Source organism: Variovorax sp., from assembly GCF_965279555.1.
Lineage (GTDB): Bacteria > Pseudomonadota > Gammaproteobacteria > Burkholderiales > Burkholderiaceae_C > Variovorax.
In genome coordinates, this window is the sequence record NZ_OZ257247.1 from 2,136,821 (window position 1) to 2,160,032 (window position 23,212).

Annotated in this window: 22 protein-coding genes and 1 riboswitch; of the genes, 15 read left to right on the top strand and 7 right to left on the bottom strand. The window is 67.2% G+C overall.

Annotated features, from left to right (window positions below; all coding sequences use genetic code 11):
* Nucleotides 1–134 precede the first annotated feature (134 nt).
* The 9 genes from ACQY8B_RS10310 (at nt 135) to ACQY8B_RS10350 (ending at nt 8,786) form a co-directional block, all read left to right on the top strand.
* The gene (locus ACQY8B_RS10310) at nt 135–1,988 is read left to right on the top strand and encodes an acyl-CoA dehydrogenase (RefSeq protein WP_422086612.1); all 1,854 of its coding nucleotides are present in this window, start codon (nt 135–137) and stop codon (nt 1,986–1,988) included.
* Complete coding sequence (locus ACQY8B_RS10315; RefSeq protein WP_422086613.1) at nt 1,988–2,239, top strand: hypothetical protein; 252 nt, start codon at nt 1,988–1,990, stop codon at nt 2,237–2,239. The genes ACQY8B_RS10310 and ACQY8B_RS10315 overlap by 1 nt, the downstream gene beginning before the upstream one ends.
* A 16-nt stretch (nt 2,240–2,255) precedes the next feature.
* Nucleotides 2,256–2,558: a Dabb family protein gene (locus ACQY8B_RS10320; RefSeq protein WP_422086614.1), complete on the top strand. Its 303-nt coding sequence runs from the start codon at nt 2,256–2,258 to the stop codon at nt 2,556–2,558.
* Between the two features lie 135 nt (nt 2,559–2,693).
* The gene (locus ACQY8B_RS10325; protein WP_422086615.1) at nt 2,694–3,491 is read left to right on the top strand and encodes an SDR family oxidoreductase; all 798 of its coding nucleotides are present in this window, start codon (nt 2,694–2,696) and stop codon (nt 3,489–3,491) included.
* A 113-nt stretch (nt 3,492–3,604) separates the two neighbouring features.
* Entirely contained in the window at nt 3,605–4,075 is a 471-nt protein-coding gene (locus tag ACQY8B_RS10330) for a PaaI family thioesterase (protein WP_422086616.1), read from the top strand.
* A 26-nt stretch (nt 4,076–4,101) separates the two neighbouring features.
* A complete protein-coding gene (locus ACQY8B_RS10335; RefSeq protein ID WP_081269456.1) occupies nt 4,102–5,118 on the top strand; it encodes an NADP-dependent oxidoreductase in 1,017 nt (338 codons plus the stop codon).
* A 31-nt stretch (nt 5,119–5,149) separates the two neighbouring features.
* Nucleotides 5,150–6,790, top strand: a complete 1,641-nt coding sequence (locus ACQY8B_RS10340) for an isovaleryl-CoA dehydrogenase (protein ID WP_422086617.1) — start codon at nt 5,150–5,152, stop codon at nt 6,788–6,790.
* Nucleotides 6,791–6,840: 50 nt separating this feature from the next.
* On the top strand, nt 6,841–7,779 hold the full coding sequence (locus ACQY8B_RS10345; protein ID WP_422086618.1) for a glutathione S-transferase family protein: 939 nt from the start codon (nt 6,841–6,843) through the stop codon (nt 7,777–7,779).
* A gap of 101 nt (nt 7,780–7,880) precedes the next feature.
* Nucleotides 7,881–8,786, top strand: coding sequence for an SDR family oxidoreductase (locus ACQY8B_RS10350; RefSeq protein WP_237674343.1), 906 nt, complete (start codon nt 7,881–7,883; stop codon nt 8,784–8,786).
* Nucleotides 8,787–8,790: 4 nt separating this feature from the next.
* Here ACQY8B_RS10350 and ACQY8B_RS10355 read toward each other — a convergent pair whose 3' ends face one another.
* On the bottom strand, nt 8,791–9,462 hold the full coding sequence (locus tag ACQY8B_RS10355) for an FMN-dependent NADH-azoreductase (RefSeq protein WP_422086619.1): 672 nt from the start codon (nt 9,460–9,462) through the stop codon (nt 8,791–8,793).
* Between the two features lie 133 nt (nt 9,463–9,595).
* On the opposite strand from ACQY8B_RS10355, the gene ACQY8B_RS10360 reads away from it, so the two are divergent.
* Nucleotides 9,596–10,501: a LysR substrate-binding domain-containing protein gene (locus ACQY8B_RS10360; RefSeq protein WP_422086620.1), complete on the top strand. Its 906-nt coding sequence runs from the start codon at nt 9,596–9,598 to the stop codon at nt 10,499–10,501.
* Nucleotides 10,502–10,684: 183 nt separating this feature from the next.
* On the opposite strand, the gene ACQY8B_RS10365 is transcribed toward ACQY8B_RS10360, so the two are convergent.
* Nucleotides 10,685–11,716 (bottom strand): CFI-box-CTERM domain-containing protein, encoded by a 1,032-nt coding sequence (locus tag ACQY8B_RS10365; RefSeq protein WP_422086621.1) that lies wholly within the window; start codon nt 11,714–11,716, stop codon nt 10,685–10,687.
* 124 nt (nt 11,717–11,840) lie between these two features.
* Nucleotides 11,841–12,013, top strand: a riboswitch (yybP-ykoY riboswitch).
* A 12-nt stretch (nt 12,014–12,025) separates the two neighbouring features.
* Here ACQY8B_RS10365 and mntP point away from each other — a divergent pair.
* Nucleotides 12,026–12,595, top strand: coding sequence for a manganese efflux pump MntP (gene mntP / locus ACQY8B_RS10370; RefSeq protein ID WP_422086622.1), 570 nt, complete (start codon nt 12,026–12,028; stop codon nt 12,593–12,595).
* A gap of 173 nt (nt 12,596–12,768) precedes the next feature.
* On the top strand, nt 12,769–12,972 hold the full coding sequence (locus ACQY8B_RS10375; protein WP_422086623.1) for a hypothetical protein: 204 nt from the start codon (nt 12,769–12,771) through the stop codon (nt 12,970–12,972).
* A gap of 29 nt (nt 12,973–13,001) precedes the next feature.
* Here the strand turns inward: ACQY8B_RS10375 and ACQY8B_RS10380 are convergent, their stop codons facing one another.
* Nucleotides 13,002–13,997, bottom strand: a complete 996-nt coding sequence (locus ACQY8B_RS10380) for a LysR substrate-binding domain-containing protein (protein ID WP_422086624.1) — start codon at nt 13,995–13,997, stop codon at nt 13,002–13,004.
* A gap of 104 nt (nt 13,998–14,101) precedes the next feature.
* Here ACQY8B_RS10380 and ACQY8B_RS10385 point away from each other — a divergent pair, with 104 nt between their 5' ends.
* Nucleotides 14,102–14,806: an FMN-dependent NADH-azoreductase gene (locus tag ACQY8B_RS10385; RefSeq protein ID WP_422086625.1), complete on the top strand. Its 705-nt coding sequence runs from the start codon at nt 14,102–14,104 to the stop codon at nt 14,804–14,806.
* 292 nt (nt 14,807–15,098) lie between these two features.
* Nucleotides 15,099–17,834 carry a diguanylate cyclase domain-containing protein gene (locus ACQY8B_RS10390; protein ID WP_422086626.1) on the top strand — a complete coding sequence of 912 codons (2,736 nt, stop codon included), beginning with the start codon at nt 15,099–15,101 and terminating at the stop codon, nt 17,832–17,834.
* Between the two features lie 59 nt (nt 17,835–17,893).
* Here the strand turns inward: ACQY8B_RS10390 and ACQY8B_RS10395 are convergent, their stop codons facing one another.
* From ACQY8B_RS10395 to ACQY8B_RS10405, 3 genes are read right to left on the bottom strand one after another with little or no spacing between them, the layout of a single operon-like run.
* Nucleotides 17,894–19,618, bottom strand: a complete 1,725-nt coding sequence (locus tag ACQY8B_RS10395) for a sensor domain-containing diguanylate cyclase (protein ID WP_422086627.1) — start codon at nt 19,616–19,618, stop codon at nt 17,894–17,896.
* 28 nt (nt 19,619–19,646) lie between these two features.
* A complete protein-coding gene (locus ACQY8B_RS10400; protein ID WP_422086628.1) occupies nt 19,647–20,183 on the bottom strand; it encodes a GNAT family N-acetyltransferase in 537 nt (178 codons plus the stop codon).
* A 48-nt stretch (nt 20,184–20,231) separates the two neighbouring features.
* Nucleotides 20,232–21,422: an MFS transporter gene (locus tag ACQY8B_RS10405; RefSeq protein ID WP_422086629.1), complete on the bottom strand. Its 1,191-nt coding sequence runs from the start codon at nt 21,420–21,422 to the stop codon at nt 20,232–20,234.
* Nucleotides 21,423–21,516: 94 nt separating this feature from the next.
* On the opposite strand from ACQY8B_RS10405, the gene ACQY8B_RS10410 reads away from it, so the two are divergent.
* A complete protein-coding gene (locus tag ACQY8B_RS10410) occupies nt 21,517–22,479 on the top strand; it encodes a LysR substrate-binding domain-containing protein (RefSeq protein ID WP_422086630.1) in 963 nt (320 codons plus the stop codon).
* Here ACQY8B_RS10410 and ACQY8B_RS10415 read toward each other — a convergent pair.
* Nucleotides 22,428–23,198 (bottom strand): fumarylacetoacetate hydrolase family protein, encoded by a 771-nt coding sequence (locus tag ACQY8B_RS10415; protein WP_422086631.1) that lies wholly within the window; start codon nt 23,196–23,198, stop codon nt 22,428–22,430. The two genes, ACQY8B_RS10410 and ACQY8B_RS10415, sit on opposite strands and share 52 nt — an antisense overlap.
* Nucleotides 23,199–23,212: the final 14 nt, after the last annotated feature.

Here is a 23,212-nt window from a genome sequence, read left to right on the forward strand (position 1 = left end):
CCAGGCTGCGGCGCACTTCGTGTCGCCTTCGCCAACCCCCTTCCGGGGGCAACACCGGCGGCCCGGCCGAGCCGGTTCCGCGGTGTTCCTGAGAAGGGACGCCGCGGCCTCATGACACTCACCAAAACCCGACCATGAGCCTGCGTTCCACTCTCGACTTCCTGCTCTACGACTGGCTCGACGCCGAGTCGCTCAACCAGCGCGAACGCTTTGCCGACCATTCGCGCGAGACCTTCGACGCGGTGCTCGACACCTGCGAGCGCATCGCGCGCGAGAAGTACGCGCCCTTCAACCGCACGGTGGACACGCAGGAGCCGCATTTCGACGGCGAGAAAGTCATCCTGCCGCAGGCCACGCACGACGCGCACAAAGCCTTCGTCGAGTCGGGAATGATGAGCGCCGCGCAGGACTACGACATCGGCGGCATGCAGTTGCCCTACACGATGCAGGCCGCCGCCAACAGCTTCTTCGCGATGGCCTCGGTGAGCATCGGCTCGAACATGCTCACCAGCGGCAACGCCAACCTGCTGATGGTGCACGGCACCGAGATGCAGAAAGAGGTGTTCGCCAAGAACGAGTTTTCCGGCCGCTGGGCCGGCACCATGTGCCTGTCGGAGCCGCAGGCCGGCTCGTCGCTGAGCGACGTGGCCACGCGCGCCGTGCCCGACGGCGACGACTTCCAGAACGACCCGCTGGGCCCGCGCTACCGCCTCACGGGCAACAAGATGTGGATCTCGGCCGGCGACCACGAGCTGACAGAGAACATCGTGCACATCGTGCTGGCCAAGATTCCCGACGAGAACGGCAAGCTGGTGCCGGGCACGCGCGGCATTTCGTTGTTCATCGTGCCCAAGCGCATGGTGGACACCAAGGGCGAGCTGACGGGCCAGCGCAACGACGTGGCGCTCGCGGGCCTGAACCACAAGCTGGGCTGGCGCGGCACCACCAACACGCTGCTGAACTTCGGCGAGGGCAAGTACCCGGTCGACGGCAAGGCCGGCGCGGTGGGCTACCTGGTCGGCGCGCCCGGCAAGGGCCTGAACTGCATGTTCCACATGATGAACGAGGCACGCATCGGGGTCGGTACTGCCGCCACCATGCTCGGCATGGCCGGCTACCACGCCTCGCTCGAATACGCGAAGACCCGGCCGCAGGGCCGCCTGGTCAAGAAGCCCGAGGCTGCCGGCGCCGCCGTCGCCAAGGACTCGGCCGCGCCGCAGGTGCGCATCATCGAGCACGCCGACGTGCGCCGCATGCTGCTGGCGCAGAAGGCGTATTGCGAAGGCGCGCTGGCGCTGGAGCTTTACTGCGCCCGGCTGGTCGACGAGCAGAAGACCGGCGACGCCCAGGCCGCAGACGACGCGCGCCTGCTGCTGGAAGTGCTCACGCCCATCGCCAAGAGCTGGCCCAGCGAGTGGTGCCTGGAGGCCAATTCGCTGGCCATCCAGGTGCACGGCGGCTACGGCTACACGCGCGATTTCCCGGTGGAACAGTACTGGCGCGACAACCGCCTGAACATGATCCACGAGGGCACGCACGGCATCCAGGCGGCCGACCTGCTGGGCCGCAAGGTGCTGATGGAAAAGGGCCGCGGCCTGCAGCTGCTGGCCGGCCGCATGAGCGCCACCATCGGCCGCGCCGCCAAGGTGCCGGCGCTGGCGGCCCATGCCAAGGCGCTGGGCGCCGCGCTGCAGCGCATCGGCAGCGCGACCGAGGCCGCCTGGTCCACCGGCGACCCGGCGGACGCACTGGTCAACGCGGTGCCCTACATGCAGGCCTTCGGGCACACGGTGCTGGCCTGGATCTGGCTGGACGTGGCCGGCAGGGCCCTGGAGAACGACGGTGAAAAGGCCAGGGCGGTAACAGCTGGCAAGATCGGCGCCACGGACTATTTCTTCCACTACGAGCTGCCGAAAATCGGTGCCTGGCTCAACGTGGTCGAAACCCGCGACCCGACCTGTACCGCTTTGCCCGAGGACGCCTTCTGATGGCCATCAACAATCCGCCGAATTCCACCCCCAACACCCCCGCAAACGCCCCGAAGCCGCCCAAGCCGCATGCCCGCCTGGAAAAGTGGATCTGGATCCTGATCTACGGCGGCCTGTTCCTCGTCATCCTGGGCATTTCCACCGGCCGCACCGACGCGGCCCTGGGCTGGTCGATCGCCATTCCCGGCGGGCTGGTGGCGGTGGTGGGCTTCGTGCTCATCTACGTGCGCTCGCGGCTCGACAACAAGTAACTCCAGGGACACCGCCATGCTCAAGCACATCGTGATGTGGAAGTTCAAGGAGCACGCCGAGGGCGCCGACAAGGCGACCAACCTGCGCAAGGCCAAGGCACTGCTCGACGCCTGCGCCAAGCTGTCGCCAGGCACGCACCGCTTCGAAGTGGCCATCGCCCAGCCCGGCCTGGAAGCCACCTACGACCTGATCCTGAACTCGGAATTCACCGACGCCGCCGCGCTCGCGGCCTATGCGGACCATCCGCAGCACTTGGCCCTGAAGCCATTCATCGGCGCCGTGCGTGAAGCCCGCCAGTGCATGGACTACATGGCATGACTCACCCCCAGGCTGCGCTCACTTCGTGTCGCTTCGCCAACCCCCTTGCAGGGGGCAACGCCTGCGGCCCGGCGAAGCCGGTTCCGCGGCATTTACCGAGCTGAAGAACTCAGCCCCTAACTGGAGACATTGAACATGACCGCCCGCACCGTCCAGAAACTCTTCGACCTCACCGGCAAGACCGCACTCATCACCGGCGGCTCGCGCGGCCTGGGCCTGCAGATGGCCCACGCGCTGGGCGAGGCGGGCGCGAAGATCATGCTGAGTTCGCGCAAGGCCGACGACCTTGAGCAGGCGGCCGCCGAGCTGCAGGCCGCCGGCATCGACGCGCGCTGGATCGCCGCCGACTGCTCGAAGGAGGAAGACACCCGCCGCCTGGCCGACGAGACGCTGCAGCGCATGGGCGCGGTCGACATCCTCATCAACAACGCCGGCGCCAGCTGGGGTTCGCCGGCCGAGAGCCACCCGGTCGAGGCCTGGGACAAGGTGATGAACCTCAACGTACGCGGCTACTTCATCCTGTCGCAGCAGATCGCCAACGGCTACATGATCCCGAAGAAGGCCGGGCGCATCATCAACATCGCCTCGATCGCCGGCCTGAACGGCAACCCGCCCGAGATGCAGACGCTGGCCTACAACACCTCGAAGACCGCCGTCATCGGCTTCACGCGCACGCTGGCCGCCGAATGGGGCAAGTACAACATCAACGTGAACGCGATCTGCCCGGGCTTCTTCATGACGAAGATGGCCGCCGGCCTGATCAAGTCGCTGGGCGAGGAAAAGATGGCCGCGCAGGCCCCGCTGGGCCGCCTGGGCGACGACGAAGACCTGAAGGGCCTGACGCTGCTGTACGCGAGCGATGCCGGCAAGCACATCACCGGCCAGTGGCTGGCTGTGGACGGCGGCGTGAGCGTGGTGCTGGGCGCCGCGTAACAATGCTCACCCCCAGGCTTCGCGCACTTCGTGTCGCTTCGCCTACCCCCGCGCCGGGGGCGACACCAGCGGCCCGGCAAAGCCGGTTCCGCGGTGTCCCATGAAAAGACGCAATGACCACTGAATCCCATCCATCCGACGACATCAACATCCGCTCGTACACGAGCCAGATTCCCTTTGCGCGCCACCTCGGCTTCGAACTGAAGAAGTTCGAGGGCGGCGAGTCCGAGATCGCCTACACCGCCAAGCCCGAGCACCTGAACACCTTCGACGTGACGCACGGCGGTGCCTGCATGACGCTGCTCGACATCACCATGGCCGCGGCCGCGCGCAGCGTTTCGCCCGAGACCGGCGTGGTCACCATCGAAATGAAGACCAGCTTCATGCAGCCCTCGGTAGGCCCGCTGCGGGCGCGCGGCACCCTCATTCACCGGACGGCGACGCTGGCTTTCACGGAAGCCAAGATCTACGACGAGCAGGAGCGGGTATGCGCCCACGCCACCGGCACCTTCAAGTACGTGAAGCGCCGCCTGCCGACCGGCCCCGCGAGCGCCAACGCCATGCGTCCGCCATCGACCGACTGACAGACATCCAAACACCGGAGATACACATGCCCACCAACAAGCAGATCCACCTCGACAACCGCCCCGACGGCGAGGCCGTGGCGAGCAACTTCAAGCTCGTGACCGCGGAAACCCCGGCGCTCAAGGACAACCAGGTGCTGGTGCGCCACCACTACATGAGCCTCGACCCGTACATGCGCGGGCGCATGAACGACTCCAAGAGTTACGCGCAGCCCCAGCCGCTGGGGCAGACGATGCAGGGCGGCACGGTCGGCGAAGTGGTCGAGAGCAAGCACCCGAAGTACGCCGTGGGCGACAAGGTGGTCGGTTTCGGCGGCTGGCAGGAATACAGCGTGGTCGACGCCTCGCAGCCCGGCGCGCTGAAGAAGGTCGACACCACGCACGTGCCGCTGTCGCATTACCTGGGCGCGGTCGGCATGCCTGGCGTCACGGCCTGGTATGGGCTGGTGAAGATCATCGCGCCCAAGGCCGGTGAAACCGTGGTCATCACCGCCGCCAGCGGCGCCGTGGGCAGTGCCTTCGGCGCGCTGGCCAAGGCACGCGGCTGCCGCGTGGTCGGCATTGCAGGCGGCCCCGACAAGTGCAAGTACGTGACCGACGAGCTGGGCTTCGACGCCTGCATCGACTACCGCCAGCACCCCGACGTCAAGTCGATGAGCGCTGCGCTCAAGGAAGCCTGCCCGAACGGCATCGACGGCTACTTCGAGAACGTCGGCGGCTACATCTTCGACGCGGTGCTGCTGCGCGCCAACGCCTTCGCCCGCGTGGCGCTGTGCGGAATGATCGCGGGCTACGACGGCCAGCCGCTGCCGCTCGCGAACCCGGCGCTGATCCTCATCAACCGCATGAAGATCGAAGGCTTCATCGTCAGCGAACACATGGAAGTGTGGCCCGAGGCGCTCACGGAGCTGGGCACGCTGGTGGGTACCGGCAAGCTCAAGCCGCGCGAGTCGATTGCGCAAGGCATCGAATCGGCGCCCGAAGCCTTCCTGGGCCTGCTCAAGGGCAAGAACTTCGGCAAGCAACTCGTCAAGCTGATCTGAATGAGCTGAACGCACGGCAAGGAGGCCGGTCATGGACATCACTCACGAGGTCTTCAACCAGCCTGCGCCGCTGGTCGACTACAACCTCTTCGACACCAACCGGCCCCTGCGCGATGCGCTGAAGTTCAATGCCCCGGCGCTGCAGACGACACAGCTGCATGAACTGGGCTCAACCCTCGGCTCGGCCGGCATGCAGGCGCATGCGCGGCTGGCCAATATCCACACGCCCGAGCTGCACACGCACGACCGCTTCGGCCGGCGCATCGACGAGGTGGAGTTCCATCCGAGCTATCACGTGCTGATGACCGCCGCCGTGGGCGCGGGGCTGCACGGCACGCCGTGGACCGGCACCTCCGCGTCGCCGCATGTGCTGCGCGCGGCTGGCTTCATGCTCTTCACCGAGCTGGAGCCGTCGATTCTCTGCCCCATCTCCATGACCTACGCGGTCACGCCCGCGCTGCGCGGCAATGCCGGCGTGTACGCCGACTGGGGACCGAAGCTCGGCAGCCTCTGGTACGACCCGGCACTCAAGCGCTTCAGCGACAAGCCCGGCGTAACCATGGGCATGGGCATGACCGAGAAGCAGGGCGGCTCCGACGTGCGAGCCAATACCACCCGGGCCGTGCGCGACGGCAGCGATGCCTGGGGCGAGCGCTACGCCATCACCGGCCACAAGTGGTTCTTCTCGGCGCCGATGTGCGATGCCTTCCTGGTGCTGGCGCAGGCACCGGCCGGGCTCAGCTGCTTCTTCCTGCCGCGCGTGCTGCCCGACGGCACGCGCAACGCCATCCAGATCCAGCGCCTGAAGGACAAGCTCGGCAACAAGGCCAACGCCAGTTCCGAGGTCGAGTTCCAGGGCGCCAGCGCCTGGCTGGTCGGTGAGGAGGGGCGCGGCATTCCGCAGATCCTCGAGATGGGCACGATGACCCGGCTCGACTGCGCGTTGGGCACCAGCGGGCTGATGCGCCAGTCGCTGGGCATCGCGCTCAACCATGCGGCGCGGCGCAACGCCTTCGGCAAGCCCCTGATCGACCAGCCGCTGATGAAGAACGTGCTGGCCGATCTCGCGCTCGAAAGCGAAGCCGCCACGGCGCTGGCCATCCGCCTCGCAAAAGCCTTCGATCGCCAGGACGAAGAGCACGAGCGCCTGATGGCCCGCCTGCTCACGCCGGTCGCCAAGTTCTGGATCTGCAAGCGCGGCAGCCACTTCGCGCAGGAGGCCATGGAATGCCTCGGCGGCAACGGCTATGTGGAAGAGGGCGGCGAAGGCATCGTGGCCCGCATCTACCGCGAGATGCCGCTCAACTCCATCTGGGAGGGCGCCGGCAACATCATGGCGCTCGACCTGCTGCGCGGCCTGCGCAAGGGCGACGCGATTGCCGCGCTGACGAAGGAACTGGCGCCCACGCGCGGCCAGCACGCGGCACTCGACCGTCTTGCCGATGCGCTGCCCGCACGCATCGAGGCGATGGCCTCCGAAGTCGAGGCGCGCCGCCTGGCACAGGACGTGGCGCTGGCCGTGCAAGCATCGCTGCTCGCGCAGACCGCACCGGCGGCGGTGGTCGGCGCCTTCTGCGCATCGCGCCTCGGCGGCGACTGGGGCAACGCCTTCGGCACGCTCGGCGCCGGCACGGATTTCGATTCGATCATCCAGCGCGCGCAACCCCGTTGAACGCGCGCCGGGCTTACTGCAACGACCAAGCAACCCACAGGAAAAAACCCATGGCCGACCTGATCCTCCATCACTACACCACCTCGCCGTTCTCGGAAAAGGTGCGGCTGATCCTCGGCGCGAAGAAGCTGCCGTGGAAGTCGGTCTTCATTCCGCCGATCATGCCCAAGCCCGATGTGGAAACGCTCACCGGCGGCTACCGCAAGACGCCGTTCCTGCAGATCGGCGCCGACATGTACTGCGACAGCGCGCTCATTGCAGACGTGCTGGAGCACCTGCAGCCCGAGCCCACGCTCTACCCCGAACCGGAGAAGGGCCTGTCGCGCATCCTCGCGCAGTGGGCCGACACCACGCTGTTCTGGGCCGCGATGGCCTGGAACCTGCAGCCCAGGGGCGCGGCCGAAGTGTTCGCCAAGGCGCCGCCCGAGGCTGCCAAGGCCTTCGGCGAAGACCGCGGCAAGATGAGCGCCGGCAACATGACCCGCCTGCGCCCGGCCGACGCCACCAGCGCCTACAAGTCGTACCTGCGCCGCCTGTCGGACATGCTCGACGACAAGCCGTTCCTGCTGGGCGAGGTGCCGAGCATTGCGGACTTCTCTGCCTACCACCCGCTCTGGTACACGCGCCGCATCGAGTCGGTGCGAACCATCCTCGACCTCACGCCCGCGGTGGTCGACTGGATGGACCGCATGGCCGCCATCGGCCACGGTGCGCCGGAGAAGTTCACCAGCGACGAGGCCATCGCAGCGGCCAAGGCTGCCACGCCGCGCACGCTGCTGACCGACAGCACATTCCAGGACGACCACGGCATTCCGCTGGGCAGCGCCGTCACCATCCGCGCCGAGAGCTTCGGCCTCGAAGAGACACCAGGCACGCTGGTCGCGGCCACGCGCACGCACTACACGCTGGAGCGTACCGGCGAGCGCGTCGGAACGGTGCATGTGCACTTTCCGCGCATCGGCTATGTGCTGAAGAAGGCGGACGCCTGAGCCCGTGCGGCGGGCACCTTCGTGACTGCGCCCGCGCGCTTTCCGTATTTCAATAGCGCCTTCAACGTCAGAGACATTCAACAAAAGAAGGACACCGGCAAATGATTCAGGACTTCAAGGGCAAGACCGCCGTTCTCACCGGCGCGGGCTCGGGCTTCGGACTCGAATGCGCGCGCATCGGCGCGGCGCGCGGCATGAACCTCGTGCTGGTCGACGTGCAGCAGGACGCCCTCGACAAGGCGAAGGCCGAGATGGAAGCCGCCGGCGTGCAGGTGCTGGCGCGCAAGGTCGACGTGTCCGACGCGGCGCAGATGGAAGCGCTGGCCGCCGCCGTGAAGGAACGCTTCGGCGCGCCGCACTTTGTGTTCAACAACGCGGGCGTGGGCGCCGGCGGCCTAGTGTGGGAGAACACCGTGGCCGACTGGGAATGGGTGCTGGGCGTCGACCTGTGGGGCGTGATCCACGGCGTGCGCCTGTTCACGCCGATGATGCTCGAGGCGGCCGCCAAGGACCCGTCCTATCGCGGCCACATCACCAACACCGCCAGCATGGCCGGCCTGCTCACCCCGCCAAACATGGGCATCTACAACGCCGCCAAGGCAGCCGTCGTGAGCCTGACGGAGACGATGTACCAGGACCTGAACCTCGTCACCGACCAGATCGGCGCGAGCCTGCTGTGCCCGTACTTCGTGCCCACCGGCATCACGAGCAGCGAACGCAACCGCCCCAACGCGCCGAAGGACAGCGAACTCACCAAGAGCCAGCTCATCGGCCAGGCCATGAGCAACAAGGCGGTGAGCAGCGGCAAGATCACGGCGGCCGAAGTTGCGGCCAAGGTGTTCGAGGCCATCAGCGACAACCAGTTCTACGTGTTCAGCCATCCGAAGGCGCTGGGCAACGTGCGCAGCCGCATGGAGAACATCGTGTCGGTCACGAACCCGGCCGACCCGTTCCTGGAGCGGCCGGAAATCGGGCAGAAGCTGCGCGAGCAACTGCGCTCGGCCTGATTCTTCAGGCCGCAGCCTGCAGCTCGCCCACCAGCGTCTCGACGCGGGCGAGCGCGGCGGCGATCGACCGGTCGAGCAGGTCGCCGTGGTCTTCGGCGTGCTCGATACCCACGCTGTGCATTTCGGTGAGCCCCAGCAGCGCCAGCGGGGCGGTGATGCCGGGTGTCAGCAAGTCCATTCCCGCCTGGAACTCGCCGGGCCCGTAGCCGCTGCTGCCGCATGAGGTGAGCAGCACCGTGCGGCGGCGGCGCTCTGCCAGCAGCGGCACGTAAGGGTTGTCGCGGCTTCGGTCGAAGTCGAAGGTCGAGCCGATGCGCACGATGTTGTCGATCCACGACTTCAGCGGCGCCGGCATTCCGAAGTTGTACATCGGCACGCCGATCACGAGCAGGTCGGCGCGGCGGACTTCGGCGATCAGCGTGTCGCTTTCCGCGAGCACTGCATACATCCAGGGTTCGCGCTCGGCGGCCGGGGTGTAGCCCGAGGCGATCCATTCGCCGGTGACGTGGCCCGGTGGCGTGGCGCCGATGTCGCGGTAGATCACCTCGTCGTCCGGCCGTGCCGCACGCCAGGCTGATATGAAATGCCGGCTGAGCCTGCGCGAGTGCGATCCGTGGGCATGCGTGCCAGAAAAACCGGGGCGGGCGCTGGCGTCGATGTGGAGCAGGGTGGTCATGGTCGGATCCTCTTTGTTGCTTGGTGGGATGAAGCTGTTTCAGCTGTCTGCTTGACACGCTTCCTAATCTATCCAAGCATCCGGAGCCAAACAAACGATCATTTCTTTGCGTTGCTGAAAAATTTATTCATCCATGAGCAATCTGCGCCAACTCCCGCCACTGGCGTCGCTGCGTGCTTTCGAGGCGGCAGCGCGGCATTGCAGCGCCAAGATCGCGGCCGGCGAGTTGTCGGTCACGCCTACAGCCATCAGCCATCAGGTGCGGCAACTGGAAGACTCGCTCGGCGTCGCGCTCTTCATTCGCCAGCCGAGGCAGCTGGTGCTCACGCCGCAGGGGCGCGAGTTGCAGGCGGTGCTGAGCGAATCGTTCAATGCAATGGCGAATGCCGTCGCACGGCTTCGGGCACCGCCGCAGCGGCGGGCCATCACGCTCTCGGCCACGCCGGCCGTTGCGGCTCGCTGGCTGCTGCCGAGGGTCGGTGCCTTGCGGGCGCTGCATCCGAAGCTGGACTTGCGCATCCACGCATCGCACGAAGCGGTGGCGCTCGACGGCGTCACCGCCGACATCGCCATCCGCTATGGACGCGGGCAGTGGCCGGGCATGGTGGCCGAGAAGTTGTTCGACAACGTGTTTGCTCCGGCGTGCAGCCCCGTGCTCAAGCTGAAAAAGCGGGGCGACCTGACACGGCACACGCTGCTGCACTTCGCGTTGCCCGGCAGCAGGAGCCAGCCGGGCACTTGGACAGCATGGCAAGAGCAGGCGCAGGTGCCCGGACTCGATGTGTCGGCGGGACCGGTGTTCTCGGACGAGACACACACCGTGTCGGCCGCGCTGCAGGGCCAGGGCGTGGCGCTGATGAGCCTGGCGCTGATTGCGGACGAACTGCGTGCGGGCAACCTGGTGAAGCCTTTCGGGCCGGAGCTGCCGGGGTTGCCGTTCCATCTGGTGTGCCCCGAGGCCCGGCGATCGGAGCCCGCGGTGGCGGCGGTGTTCGAATGGGTGAGAAGTCTGCAGCCGCTGGACGGAAGCGGCGGATGAAGAAGCACAAAGAAAAACCCGCCTGAGCGGGTTGAAGGGTAGCCCTGGAGGAGGGAGGGAGGAAAGAGTGGGCTACCGCGGGTGATTGTGTCGGGCGAAACTTATGCGACGCTTAAGTGCTGCAGGTTCTGAAGGCGTCGTCGCTGCCCTTCGCTTCGCAACGCATCGGCCCTATCCTCGGCGCTACCGCTTTACCAGTTGCTCGAACACCCTGACCAGCGTTGCCGCGGGCGCAACAACCAGCACATAGGCCGCGCTTCTAATTGCCTCCGATCGCGCGACCTGCCGCGCCAGCGCCGGGCCGTGTGCGTAGTACCAGGCAATGAAGGAGCGCCCCGCCGCCGTGCGTGCCAGGCGCTTGTCCCTGAAGTTGCGCAACAGCGTCACGGACGGATGTGCCGCATCGCCCATCGTCGCGGTCACGACGAAGCAGTCGCCTTTTTGCGCGCGATACACCGTGGGGAACTCGTAGCCCGGCTTGAACACGGCCAGCTTCTCGCTGTAGGCCTCCATGGCGGCGCGCAGCTTCTGTTCCTGCTTGTCGTCGACGACGAAGTCCGGTTCTTGCGCGGGGCCAATGGCTCCCTCGATCGCGGCCCGGTGAGCCTCGATCAGGAATTCGATGATCTCCGTATCGTCAGGCATGCGCCGGTGCAGGAACTCGGCGGTCTGGGCGAATATCTCGAATTGACCCAGGTAGCTGAACCACAGGTCGCTGGAGGGATTCGCCACGAGTTGGTCGCGTGCGGCCGCATGGAGCGGGAACAGTACCGCCTTGACTTTTTCCACATGCGCCTTGAGCAGCAGGGCTTGCTGCTCGGGCGGAGAAGCCTCCCGCGCGTTGTCCAGCGCGGCGATCATGTCCTTGAAGCGCAGGTTGTAGGCACCCGACGCCAGGGCAAGGGCGTCGGCCCTGCCGGTCCAGGCTTGCGCGTCCTTGGGGTCAAGCTCCAGGGCGCGGCCGAAGTAGCTGTAGGCCTCTTCCGCATTGCCGGCTTCGAGTGCTTCCCGCCCGAGTTCCCTGAGGTGCGCGGGATTCGCTGGCGCCTGCACGGCAGGTGCGGCCGGCTGCACCAGACGCACGTACTGCGCGGGCCGGACCGGCTCGCGAACCATGATGTCGGTTCCGCAATACTGGCATTTCACGAAGTCCCGTTCCTCGGGAATCTGGAGCGCCCCGGAGCATTGGGGGCACACGGCGGCAACGAGAACCATGGAGATTTCAGCAGGTTGAAAGTAGGCCGGGGCGACGACTTGACGGCGATCGAATGTAGCAAAGCCCCACAGCCAGAACAGGCGCCGTCACAGAGCCCGTGCAAGCAGGCATTTAGAATCGCCACTCCCTTGGGGAGTAGCCGGCTTCCGGACTTCGGAAGCGTTCACGTCAACATACTCGGTTCGCACCTCGCGACCGTGGCGTGAGCAGCCGAAAGGTTGGCGAGACCAGCGGTGTACGGACGCGGCTTTGGCCGGCGGGTTCGTGCGCCGCGGCGTCTTGAACCGGCCTTGCTTGCTACTTCCAAAATGAACATTGCCTCCACGATCCTTCTTGCATTCGCCATGTCGACGGATGCTTTCGCCGCTGCTGTCGGCAAGGGCGCAGCACTGCGCAAACCCTCCTGGCGCGAAGCCTTGCGCACGGGCGTCATCTTCGGCGTCATCGAGGCGATAACGCCTGTCATCGGCTGGGCTGCCGGCCTGGCCGCCGCGAGCTATGTCGAACGGTGGGACCACTGGATCGCGGTCACGCTGCTCAGCGTGCTGGGGCTGCGAATGATCTGGGAGGGTTGCGGCACGCCAGACGCGGTGGACGACAAGCCCAACCGCAACTCCTTCTGGACCCTGGCCATCACCGGTTTCGCGACCAGCATCGACGCGATGGCCGTGGGCGTCGGGCTGGCCTTCATCAACGTCAACATAGCCTGGACCGCGCTGGCCATCGGCCTCGCAACGCTGACCATGGTGACCCTTGGCGTGATGGTGGGACGCGTTCTGGGCGCCGTCGTCGGCAAGCGCGCGGAGATCGTCGGTGGCGTGCTGCTGATCGGGATCGGGTTCTTCATCCTCTACGAGCATCTGAACGGGCTGGCCTGAGGCTTTTGTGATGCGGGGTGCTGGCGCTCGGCGAAGGTATTGCACGAAAATGCAAATAAATCACGAATTCCATCCAATTCGGATCAGTTGGCCGAGTTGCTCGGGAGAAGCCCCGAGTAAGTCTTGAGTACTTAAAGACTAGGATCCAGGGAATAAGACAGACAAGGATCTCCATGGAGACGTACCCGACCCTTCGCCAGGCCACAGGCGTTGCACGCATCCTCAGCAAGCGCTCGTCCTGCACCATCGTCGTCTACCGGCAAGCAGAAGAAAAGTTCGTGGCCGCGCATTCGACCGATCGGGTGGAGGGAGTCATCGAAGGCGTGTACCGGGATGGGTATGTCGTGCCGACCCTCCTGAGCAAAACCGAGCGCTGACGGTTGCGCAGCGCCAGCCAGGTTGCCAGTCAAAGCCTTCTACGGGAGGCTTTTTCGCGTTTGGTGGCTCCTGCTTCGGTATTCGGGCCAGGCGCTGCCGGGCCTCCAGCCTGCGACCCGATCCACTCCCACACCGCACGAACCGCCGGCTCGCGCTCCCGCCCGTTGGCTGTCGCAAGAAAGTAGCTCCCCGTGTCGAGCGCCGGCCCGAACGGCTGCACCAGCGCGCCATTGCGCAGTTCTTCCGCCGAGAGCGTCAGGCTCAGCAGCGCGACACCGTGTCCGCCGAGCGCTGCGAGCATTGCATGCGTCTCGTCGGAGAACGACAGGCCCGACGGTGCCTTCGCCGTGCGTATATGCGGCTGTGCGATGCCTGCTTCCTTGAACCAGCGCGGCCACAGCGCCGGTGCAAGCGCCTGCGGCTGCCAGCTGCAATGAATCAACTGGTGCTTCGGCAGATCAGCCATGCGCTTGAGTCCCAGCATCGGGCTGCACATCGGCGCATAGCGCTCCGGCATCAGTTCGCGCACCGTGAGTCCGGGCCAGTTGCCGCTGCCGGAGCGCACCGCGATGTCGGCGTCGCCGCGTGCGAGGTCGACCAGCGTATCGCTCGCGTGCAGCCGCAATTCGATGCCGGGGCAGGCCTCGCGGAACGCGGCCATGCGTGGCAACAACCAGCGTGCTGCAAAGGCGGTGTTGGTGGTCAGCGTGACCTGTGGTGATTTGGTGGGACGGCGCAGCTTGTCGATGCCGGCCTCGAGCACGTCGAAACCCATGCGAAGGTCGTCGAAAAGCCGCTGGCCGGCCGGCGTCAGCGCGAGCTGCCGTGTGAGGCGGCGGAACAACGGCTGCCCCAGCGTGTCTTCGAGTGCGCGCACCTGATGGCTGATGGCCGAGGGGGTGACCGAGAGTTCGAGGGCCGCGCGCTGGAAGCTCAGGTGCGCTGCCGCGGCCTCGAAGGCACGCAGCGAGAGCAGCGGCGGCAGCCGGCGGGCGGCGCGGATGGATGAGCCAATCTCGTTCATTCGAAGAGAAACGATCGTTTGTAGTGGAAGTGCTCCAAACCTAGATTGGAGGCCCGTGCAGTCATTCCGACAGCGCTCCACAAGATACATCCGTTCATCCATCCATGCCACTGAATCTTCTTCACATCGACGCCAGCGCGCGTCCCGGCCACTCCGGCATCGACCCCCACGGCTCGCACACGCGGCGTCTTTCCGCACGCTTCGTCGAACGTTGGCGCCGGTCGCGGCCCGATGACAACATCGACTATCTCGACGTCGGCCTGCAGCCGCCGGCGCATGTCGACAGCCGGTGGATCCACGCCGCCTTCACGCCACCGGCCGCGCGAGAACCATGGATGGCCGGCGTCCTCGCCGAGAGCGATCGGCTGGTCGACCAGCTCGTTGCCGCCGACCTCATCGTGGTGGGCCTGCCGATGTACAACTTCAGCGTGCCGTCGCAGTTCAAGGCATGGATCGACAACATCGTGCGCGTGGGCCGCACCTTCGGCTTCGACCGTTCGCGTGGCGCGGTGCCTTATTGGCCAATGCTGGCCGAGGCGGGCAAGTGCGCGGTGCTGCTGGGCGCGCGCGGAGACCACGGCTACGACGCGGGCGGCCGCGTTGCGCACCACAACCACACGGAGAGCAGCGTGCGTTCGGCCTTCGAGTACATCGGCATTACCGATGTGCTCGAAGCGGCCGTGGAGTCGGACGAGTTCGGCGGCGAGCAGCTTGAGTTGTCGCTGCGGCAGGCGCAGGAGCGTGTGGACGCGCTGGTCGACGCGCTGCTGCACCGGGCGTCCGCAGCCGTTGGCCAAGTGCCCAAATAGCCGTGTAGAAAATCGACTGCCCGGTGCGTAAAATTGACCGGAGGAAGAAAGTATTCGAAGCGCTTGCGTCCGCACCCCCGGCGCAAGATTTCCGCGCCGACCGTCGTACGTTCCCCGTGCCGAAAGCCTGTGGCCCCAGAGCCGTGCAAGGCGAACAGGTGTGGCGTGCAAGCTCTATCGTCGCATGCCGAACGCCCCGATACTCTCGCCGGAGACTCCCGCTGCACACGCCTCGGCAGCTTGAACAAGACCAATAATGAATCCCTCGGGCCCTTCGAAACTGCGCTTCGGCTTGCACACACGCCTCAGTCTCGGGGTGGCGGCGGTGGTTCTCACCGCCACCTTCACAATTGCGACCTGCGCGCTGCATTTCGTCAAGTCCAGCCTGCGCGCCTCCATCGCCGGCGAGCAGCTTGCCCGGGTGTCCGCGGTCGCGGACGCGATCGACCAGAAACTGAACAGCCGCCGCATCCTGCTGCAGACTTTCGGCGACAGCGTGGCGGCCCAGGACTTCAAGGACGCCGAGCCGCTGCAGGCCTTTCTGGAGAAGCATGCGGCACTCAAGCAGGCCTTCGACAACGTCGCGTTCATCGACATGGAAGGCAACCTGGTCGCCAACCAGAATGGCGCGGTGCCCATCGGCAGCGTGAACATCAAGGACCGCGCCTACTTCCAGCAGACGGTGGCGGCCAAGGCGGGCATCATTTCCCAGCCCTACCGCAACCGCCTGAACGGCCTGGCGCAGGTTGCGATCACCGAGCCGGTGCTCGACAGTGCAGGGCAGGTGCGGTACGTCATTTCCGGGGCCATCAACCTCAAGGACCGCAACGTCCTGGGCGCGCTCGCCGAGGTCAAGATCGGCAAGACGGGGTACCTGTTCATCACGACCACCGACGGCATCGTGATCGATCATCCGCGCACTTCGCGCATCCTGAACCATGTGCAGGCCGACGGCGGGGCCGGCCCGCAGGTGCTGCGCGCAATCGCGGGCTTCGAGGGCACGAGCGAGGGCGTCGACGAGCGCGGCGTACCCAGCCTCTACGCCTTCGACCGCACCGAGCAGACGAACTGGATCGTCGGATCGATGTACCCGAGCGCCGAGGCCTTCGCCCGCGTCGATGCCATCGAGCGCGCCGCGTGGATCGGCGCCTTGCTGCTCGCGCTGACCGCGGGCGCGCTGGCGCTGGGCGTGGTGCGCCGGCAACTGCGGCCGCTCGCCGAGCTGCACCGCCACATGCAGGTGGCGCAGCATTCGCCCCACGAGATCGAGGCGCCGATGCAGTACGCGCACGACGAGATCGGCGATCTCGCCCGCACCTTCGACGAACTGATGAAGCAGCGCCGCGCGATCGAGCAGAGCCTGGCGCACAGCGAGGCGCAGGTTCGCACCATTGCGGACAACATTCCCGCGATGGTCTCGCACATCGATGCGTCGCTGCGCTACACCTTCGTCAATGCGCACGTGCGCGCGCTGCACAACAACGCGCCGCTGGTCGGCCGCTCGATGCCCGAGGTACGCGGCCAGCGCGACTTCGCACTGGTGGAGCAGCACATCTCGCGCGCGCTTGCGGGCGAGGCCGTGATCATCGAGAAGCCCGGGGACGCCGCGCTGGGCATCGGCAATCGCACTTTCAAGGCGCACTACATTCCCGACATCGACGCCGACGGCGTGGTGCGCGGCGTGTTCTCCATGACCTTCGACATCACGGAGGAAGTGACCATCCACAAGGCGCTGACCGAGCAGGAAAAGCGGCTGCGCGACGTGACCGACAGCATTCCCGCGCTGGTCGGCTACTTCGACCGCAACCAGAATTGCCTGTTCGGCAACATCCGGGCGCGGCAGATGGCGGGCGTGGGCGACGGCTCGCTGGTGGGGACCACTCTGCGCGCGGCCATCGGCGAGGCCATGTACGCGCAGCACAAGCCCTACCTGCCGGTGATGTTCTCGGGCAAGAAGGTGCGCTTCTCGGTGCGTGCGCCCATGCGCGGCAAGGAAGGCTTCTTCCAGGTCAACCTCATTCCCGACAAGAACCTGCGCGGCGAGGTGGTGGGCTTCTACCTCATGAGCTTCAACATCACGGCGCTCAAGGAAGCCGAGTTGCGCCAGGCCGAGAGCGAACTGCGGCTGCGCGCCATCACCGACAGCATGCCGGCGCTGATCACCTACATCGACCGCGAGGAAAAAATCACCTTCGCCAACGCCACCAGCCGCGAGTGGCTCGGCCTCGACCCGACGCAAGTGCTCGGGCGCCATATGCAGGACGTTGCCGGCCGCGAGGTATATCTCTCGCGCCAGCCGATGATCGCCCGCGCGCTGGCGGGCGAGAAGGTGGAGTTCGAGGCGCGCACCCAGCGCAAGGGCTTCGAGCGCATCACCCAGGTGATCTACGTGCCCGACGTGCGGTCCGACGGCCTGACGCACGGCATCTTCTCGCTGGCGCTGGACATCACCGCGCTGAAGGTGGTGGAGCACAAGCTCATCGAGCTGGCGCGGCTCGACACGCTCACCAACCTGCCCAACCGGCTGGCCTTCAACGAATACCTGCCCGACGCGGTGCTGCGTGGGCGCTTCACCGGCAATTCGCTTGCGCTGATGTTCCTCGACATCGACCACTTCAAGGGCATCAACGACACGCTCGGCCATGCGGTGGGCGACGCCGTGCTGGTCGAATATGCGCGGCGGCTGCAGGGCAGCGTGCGCGGCACCGACATGGTGGCCCGGCTCGCGGGCGACGAGTTCGTGCTGGTGCTCGAGAACCTGGGCGGCCAGGAGGCGGTGGCCACCGTCGCGGCCAAGATCACCGATCGCATCGGCAAGCCGCCCTTCGAGGTGGACGGCCAGCAGATCGAAGTCACGACCAGCATCGGCATCGCGTTCCACCGCGCCGCAGATTCATTGGTGACGGCGGAAGAGTTGCTGGCGCGCGCCGATGCGGCGCTCTACAACGCGAAGGCGGCGGGGCGCAACCGGTTCGAGTTCTTCATGTCGGTCAAGAACTTGCCGGACACGACGACCGAGGCGCACTGAAGAAGAAGCCAGCGGCCTTTCCAAATGCCGGCATCAGAGGGCATCAGGGCATCGGTGCATCAGGGCGGCGGTGGCGCCATAGCGCGGTTCCTGCCCAGCGACTTTGCCGCGTAGAGCGCCTTGTCCGCCCGGCGCAAGGCGCTGGTCACGCCTTCGTCCTCGCGCAGCATCTGCGACACACCGCAGCTGATGGTGATGTGGCCCACCGGTTCGATGAACGCTTCGCCCACCAGCCGCACCAGCTGCGTGGCAGTCTGCATTGCCTCGGCTGCATTCGCGCCCGGCAGCATCAGCACGAACTCTTCGCCGCCCAGCCGCGCGGCGATGTCCGACTTGCGCAGCCGGCTCTTCATGAGCCCGGCCACCGCCTTCAGCACGAGGTCGCCGGTGGCATGGCCGAAGCGGTCATTGACCGACTTGAAGTGGTCGATGTCGATCATCACGATGCCGAGCGGCGCGGTGTCGGGGTTCGACAAGGCCAGCGCCTGCTGCAGCCGTTCTTCCATGCCGTGGCGGTTGAGCAGGCCGGTCAGGGCGTCGAAGTGCGCCTGCCGGTCGAGCTCTGCGTTGGCGGTTTCCAGGGCGGCGGTGCGCTCCTTCACGCGCTGCTCGAGCTCGGCGTTGGCGCTGACCAGCTTGGCCGTCATGCCCGCGAGTGCCAGCGACAGCTGCTTGACCTCCGAGCTGCCGGCGGTGGTCGGGATGCCGGTGTCGAGCCGGCCGGCACCGATGTCGCGTGCCACCGACGCAATCTGCCGCAACGGCCGCGTGAGCCGCTGCGCCAGCAGCCAGCCAAGCACGAAGGCGAGGGCGGCGCAGAGCAGGCCAAGCATCAACGCCTTCCTGATGCCGTCGTGCGCCGCGGCGCGTGCCACGTCGGCGGGCTCGCGCGCCACCACCTTCCAGCCGAGGTCGATCTTGCCGTCGGTCGCCCCGACCGAGGCGGTGGCCATCAGGAACTCGCCGCCAGTCGATTCGTGTGCGAACCTGACGCCGGAACCGCCTGTGGCGGCCGGCTGCGCGCCGATGTCGGCCGAGCGGTCGAAGCCGGCGTCCGACGCGTAGATCACATGGTCTTTCGCGTCCAGCACGAACACCTCGAGGCGGCGCGCCAAGGCGTCGTCGGGGAAGAGCGACTCCACCACGCTGCGCGTCCATTCCCAGCTGCCGTGCATGCCCAGCACGCCGATCAGCTGCCCGTCTCGCCGGATGGGCGCCGCGAAGTCGACGAAGCGCTGCGGACCGCCGTCGCTGCCCTTGGGCAGCAGCGCCGCGAGCAGCTTGGCGGCGTGCACGTCGCCGACGTGCGTAGCGAGCAGGCCTTCCTGAAACCACGGCCGCTCGGCAACGTTGGCGCCGAGCAGCAGCTTGCCGGTGGACGCCTGCACCATGCCGTCGGGCGACACCACGCCGATCCATGCGCTGTAGGGCGTGAGCGCCTGGGTGCGCGAGATAGTCTGGATCACGCGCTCGGCACCGAGGCCGTCTTTCCAGAGCGTGGTCGAGGCGGCGAGCAATTCGATCTCGCGCGTGCGCGACGTGAGGCCGTCCGCCAGCGCCTTGGATGCGTTCCGGGCAATGGTGCGCAGCACGGCCGATTCGTCGGCCTCGCTCTTGCGCGCGAACATCGATCCCAGCACCAGCGACAGCGTGACGGCCAGCACCGCCGCGAGCCCGCCGAAGCCCAGCGCCACCTGCGTGCGAAAGCTGCGAAGCCAGCCCTTGCGGCGCGCCGGGGAGGGCGTTCCGTGGTGATCGTCGTTCGCGGAGTGGGCTGGGTACATCGATGTGTGCGGTTAGGGTGACCCGTGCTCAGGACACGGCGAGTACATGGTTCTCGTGGCGGTCTTCGCCGAGGACGAACCAGGTCCGTCCCCTCAGGCTGAAGCCGTGCTTTTCGTAGAAGCCGCAGGCGCGCCGGTTGCGGGTGTTGACCGCGAGCCACAGCGCATCGGCGCCTGTGCGCTCCGCCACGGCGGTGCGTGCCTGCCGCAGCAGCGCCGTGCCGACACCGGCCCCGGTGAACCGTTCCTGCACATAGAGCGTGCACAGCTCCGTGTTGCCGAGCTGGGCGAGCGGTTGTGCGGCATCGAAGCGCAGCAGCGCGTAGCCCACGAGGTACGCGTCGTTCTGCGCCACCAGCAGCGTGGCATCCGGGTCCTGTGCCAAAGCGGCAAAGCCCGACGGGGCGAACGCGTCGAGCACATGGCGCCCCAGCCGATCGTTCACGCCATCGGTGGCGTAGGTGTCGAGCCAGACCTGGATGGCCAAGGCCGCGAGCGCGTGTGCGTCGGTGGCAACGCCTGGGCGGACCTGGAGGGAAAAAGGCATGGAGGAGATACGGGGCATAGGCGTCTCTGGATTCTGCCTTTCCCGCGATTCCTGCAAATAGAAAGATCAGGCCGTTTGTGAAGCGCAATCCTGCAGCGTGTGGCGCGGTTCGCGCCGGTCCAGCGCGCGGCTCCAGAGCGCGATGGCCAGGCCTACCAGCGTGAGCAGCGCAGCCACCCAGCCAAGTGCGCGCAGCCCGGGGCCGTGTGCGATCACCACGCCGCCAACCCACGCGCCGAGCGCGTTGCCCAGGTTGAAGGCCGCGATGTTGAGGCTCGAGGCCAGGTTCTGGCCGGCGCCCGAGGCCTTCTCGAGCACCCGCAGCTGCATAGGCGCCACCGTGGCGAACGAGGCCACGCCCAGCAGGCCGACGAAGGCCACCGCCATCCACGGCGTGCCGATGACCCACTGCATGACGCCCAGCACCACCGCCAGCACCGCCAGCGTGCCCAGCACGGCCGGCATCGTCGCGCGGTCGGCCAGCTTGCCGCCCAGGATGTTGCCGACGGCCAGTCCGCCGCCGAACACCAGCAGCACCGGCGACACCGCCGATTCCGACAGCCCCGTGACCTGCGTCAGCAGCGGCTGGATGTAGGTGAAGACGGCCAGCACGCCGGCAAAGCCCAGCACCGTCATTGCAAGGCCCAGCAGCACTTGCGGGCGCACCAGCACCGCGAGTTCCTCGCGCAGCGGGGCGAGCGGTGCGTCGGTGCGGCTGCGCGGCACGAACACGGCGAGCACCGCGAAGGCCAGCACACCCAGCACGGCGACCGCCCAGAACGCGGCGCGCCAGCCCAGGTGGAGGCCCAGCCAAGCGCCGGCCGGCACGCCCAGCAGCGTGGCGGCGGTCAGGCCGGTGAACATGATCGCGATGGCCGAGGCCCTGCGTTCGGGCGCCACCAGGCCGGTGGCCACCACCGAGCCGACGCCGAAGAAGGTGCCGTGCGCCAGCGAGGTGATCACGCGCGCCGCCATCAGCGCTTCGTAGTTGGGCGCGACCGCGCAGGCCAGGTTGCCGAGCGTGAAGATCGCCATCAGCGCGAGCAGCACCGTCTTGCGGGGCAGCTTGCGCGTGGCGATGGTGAGCACGGGAGCACCGACCGCGACCCCGAGCGCATAGCCCGATATGAGCAGGCCGGCGGCCGTGATGGAAACATGCAGGTCCGTCGAGACCTGCAGCAGCAGGCCCATGATGACGAACTCGGTGGTGCCTATTCCGAAGGCGCCGGCGGTGAGGGCAAGTAGAGCGATTGGCATGATGCCCTGTACTTTGGAGACAAAATGGCTCGATGACTAGAATGCCGCGAGTACAAGCATTTGTGATTTGAAGTCACAAAACCATGAGGCCGCCATGCCGCGCATCGACGTCAACCGCTCCGGCGAAATGGAGGCCTTCGTCCAGGTGGTGGAGTCGGGCGGTTTCTCGGCAGCGGCGCGCCTGCTGGGCATGACACCCTCCGCCGTGAGCAAGCTGATTTCTCGCATGGAACTGCGCCTGGGCATCCAGCTGGTGCACCGGTCCACCCGCAAGCTGCAGCTCACGCCAGAAGGCACGGAGTTCTACGAGCGCAGCCTGCGCGTGCTGGCCGACATGGACGAGGCCGAGCGCTGCGCCGCGGCCGGTGCGGCCCCGCGCGGGCGGGTGAGCATCAATGCGAGCGTGTCCTTCGGGCAGCACAGGTTGGTGCCGCTGGTGCCGCGTCTGCTGGAGATGCATCCGCAGATCACGCTCGACATCGCGCTGACCGACCGCATCGTCGACCTGATGGACGAGCGCGCCGACATCGCGATCCGCTGGGGCCAACTGCCGTCTTCAGACCTCGTGGCGCGTCGGCTTGGCGAGACCAGCCAGTCGATCGTGGCCGCGCCGTCTTATCTTGCGAAGTACGGCACGCCGCGCACGCCGCAGGAACTGGAGGCGCACAACCGGCTGGGCTGGAGCTACCGCCGCAATTCGCCCGATTGGCCGCTGCGCGTGGACGGGCGAACGCAGTGGCTGCCGGTGGCCGGCCCGGTGCGCGCGGGCGACGGCGAGACCTTGCGTCAGTTGGCGATCGCGGGGACGGGCGTTGCCAGGCTGTCGCTGTATCACATACAGCATGACATCGACGCGGGCCGGCTGGTGCCGCTGCTGGAGGAGTTCAATCCCTGCGAGGTGGAACCGATCCACGCGGTGTACATCGGCAAGGCCGGCACGCTGCCGGCCCGGGTGCGCGCGGTGCTGGACTTTCTGGTCGCGTGCTCCGGCGTGGGCGGCGGGCGCTATACGCTCAAGCGGACCGCGCCGATGCCGGGGAATTCGGCCGTTACCTGATCGCCGCGCCGGCAGGGCAGCACACCGACCCACGAGCCTGTGGTGACCACGGTGCCGGCCGGCACGGTGTGGCCGTGGCGCGTGAGATGGCGCAGCCAGATTGGCAGCAGCCACGTAGGGTCGGCCAGCGGGTGCGTGCCTGTGCGCACCACCGTGTCCGCGTCGCCGATCGTGGTTTCGCAGCGCTGCGAAGCCCAGTCGAGAGCGGCATACGGTTTCCATTCGCCGATCACCAGCGCGCCGTGCACCTGCGAATCGGCCAGGCGCAGCAGGGCGGGCGTGGAGGGCAGGTCTTGCCAGCGGGCATCGACGATCTCGACCGACACGGCCATGGCGTCGACGACCGATGCGGCGTTGCCGTGGTCGAGCGCCACCGCCTGCGCGGGCGTGACGTCCTGGCCGAGCCGCAGTGCAATTTCCGCCTCGATGCCCGGCGTGTGGAGCGCGAGGTCGCTGAAGTCCGCCGGGCTCGGGCGAACGCCGGCGGGCGGCAGCGGCGCATGCGTGAGCGTCGCGCTGCGCGAGCCGCCACCCGACTTCCAGGCGCCGGGCACGGCCGCCGCGCCGAACCAGCCGAGCGCGGCGGCCACGGCGTCCTGCACTTCATAGGCATGGTCGGCGGTTTGGAGCGTGTCGAGCCAGGGCGTGGCGTCGAGGGTGCGGTTGCCGCGGCGCGCGGCGACGAGGGCGTCGGTAAGGGCGGTCTGAGCTTGGTTCATCTGCCCGATCTTCC

What these genes read in the sequence shown, in the direction of transcription:
- ACQY8B_RS10310 (WP_422086612.1), top strand. Translation starts at nt 135, where the DNA reads ATGAGCCTGCGTTCCACTCTCGACTTCCTGCTCTACGACTGGCTCGAC.
- ACQY8B_RS10315 (WP_422086613.1), top strand. Translation starts at nt 1,988, where the DNA reads ATGGCCATCAACAATCCGCCGAATTCCACCCCCAACACCCCCGCAAAC.
- ACQY8B_RS10320 (WP_422086614.1), top strand. Translation starts at nt 2,256, where the DNA reads ATGCTCAAGCACATCGTGATGTGGAAGTTCAAGGAGCACGCCGAGGGC.
- ACQY8B_RS10325 (WP_422086615.1), top strand. Translation starts at nt 2,694, where the DNA reads ATGACCGCCCGCACCGTCCAGAAACTCTTCGACCTCACCGGCAAGACC.
- ACQY8B_RS10330 (WP_422086616.1), top strand. Translation starts at nt 3,605, where the DNA reads ATGACCACTGAATCCCATCCATCCGACGACATCAACATCCGCTCGTAC.
- ACQY8B_RS10335 (WP_081269456.1), top strand. Translation starts at nt 4,102, where the DNA reads ATGCCCACCAACAAGCAGATCCACCTCGACAACCGCCCCGACGGCGAG.
- ACQY8B_RS10340 (WP_422086617.1), top strand. Translation starts at nt 5,150, where the DNA reads ATGGACATCACTCACGAGGTCTTCAACCAGCCTGCGCCGCTGGTCGAC.
- ACQY8B_RS10345 (WP_422086618.1), top strand. Translation starts at nt 6,841, where the DNA reads ATGGCCGACCTGATCCTCCATCACTACACCACCTCGCCGTTCTCGGAA.
- ACQY8B_RS10350 (WP_237674343.1), top strand. Translation starts at nt 7,881, where the DNA reads ATGATTCAGGACTTCAAGGGCAAGACCGCCGTTCTCACCGGCGCGGGC.
- ACQY8B_RS10355 (WP_422086619.1), bottom strand. Translation starts at nt 9,462, where the DNA reads ATGACCACCCTGCTCCACATCGACGCCAGCGCCCGCCCCGGTTTTTCT.
- ACQY8B_RS10360 (WP_422086620.1), top strand. Translation starts at nt 9,596, where the DNA reads ATGAGCAATCTGCGCCAACTCCCGCCACTGGCGTCGCTGCGTGCTTTC.
- ACQY8B_RS10365 (WP_422086621.1), bottom strand. Translation starts at nt 11,716, where the DNA reads ATGGTTCTCGTTGCCGCCGTGTGCCCCCAATGCTCCGGGGCGCTCCAG.
- mntP (WP_422086622.1), top strand. Translation starts at nt 12,026, where the DNA reads ATGAACATTGCCTCCACGATCCTTCTTGCATTCGCCATGTCGACGGAT.
- ACQY8B_RS10375 (WP_422086623.1), top strand. Translation starts at nt 12,769, where the DNA reads ATGGAGACGTACCCGACCCTTCGCCAGGCCACAGGCGTTGCACGCATC.
- ACQY8B_RS10380 (WP_422086624.1), bottom strand. Translation starts at nt 13,997, where the DNA reads ATGAACGAGATTGGCTCATCCATCCGCGCCGCCCGCCGGCTGCCGCCG.
- ACQY8B_RS10385 (WP_422086625.1), top strand. Translation starts at nt 14,102, where the DNA reads ATGCCACTGAATCTTCTTCACATCGACGCCAGCGCGCGTCCCGGCCAC.
- ACQY8B_RS10395 (WP_422086627.1), bottom strand. Translation starts at nt 19,618, where the DNA reads ATGTACCCAGCCCACTCCGCGAACGACGATCACCACGGAACGCCCTCC.
- ACQY8B_RS10400 (WP_422086628.1), bottom strand. Translation starts at nt 20,183, where the DNA reads ATGCCCCGTATCTCCTCCATGCCTTTTTCCCTCCAGGTCCGCCCAGGC.
- ACQY8B_RS10405 (WP_422086629.1), bottom strand. Translation starts at nt 21,422, where the DNA reads ATGCCAATCGCTCTACTTGCCCTCACCGCCGGCGCCTTCGGAATAGGC.
- ACQY8B_RS10410 (WP_422086630.1), top strand. Translation starts at nt 21,517, where the DNA reads ATGCCGCGCATCGACGTCAACCGCTCCGGCGAAATGGAGGCCTTCGTC.
- ACQY8B_RS10415 (WP_422086631.1), bottom strand. Translation starts at nt 23,198, where the DNA reads ATGAACCAAGCTCAGACCGCCCTTACCGACGCCCTCGTCGCCGCGCGC.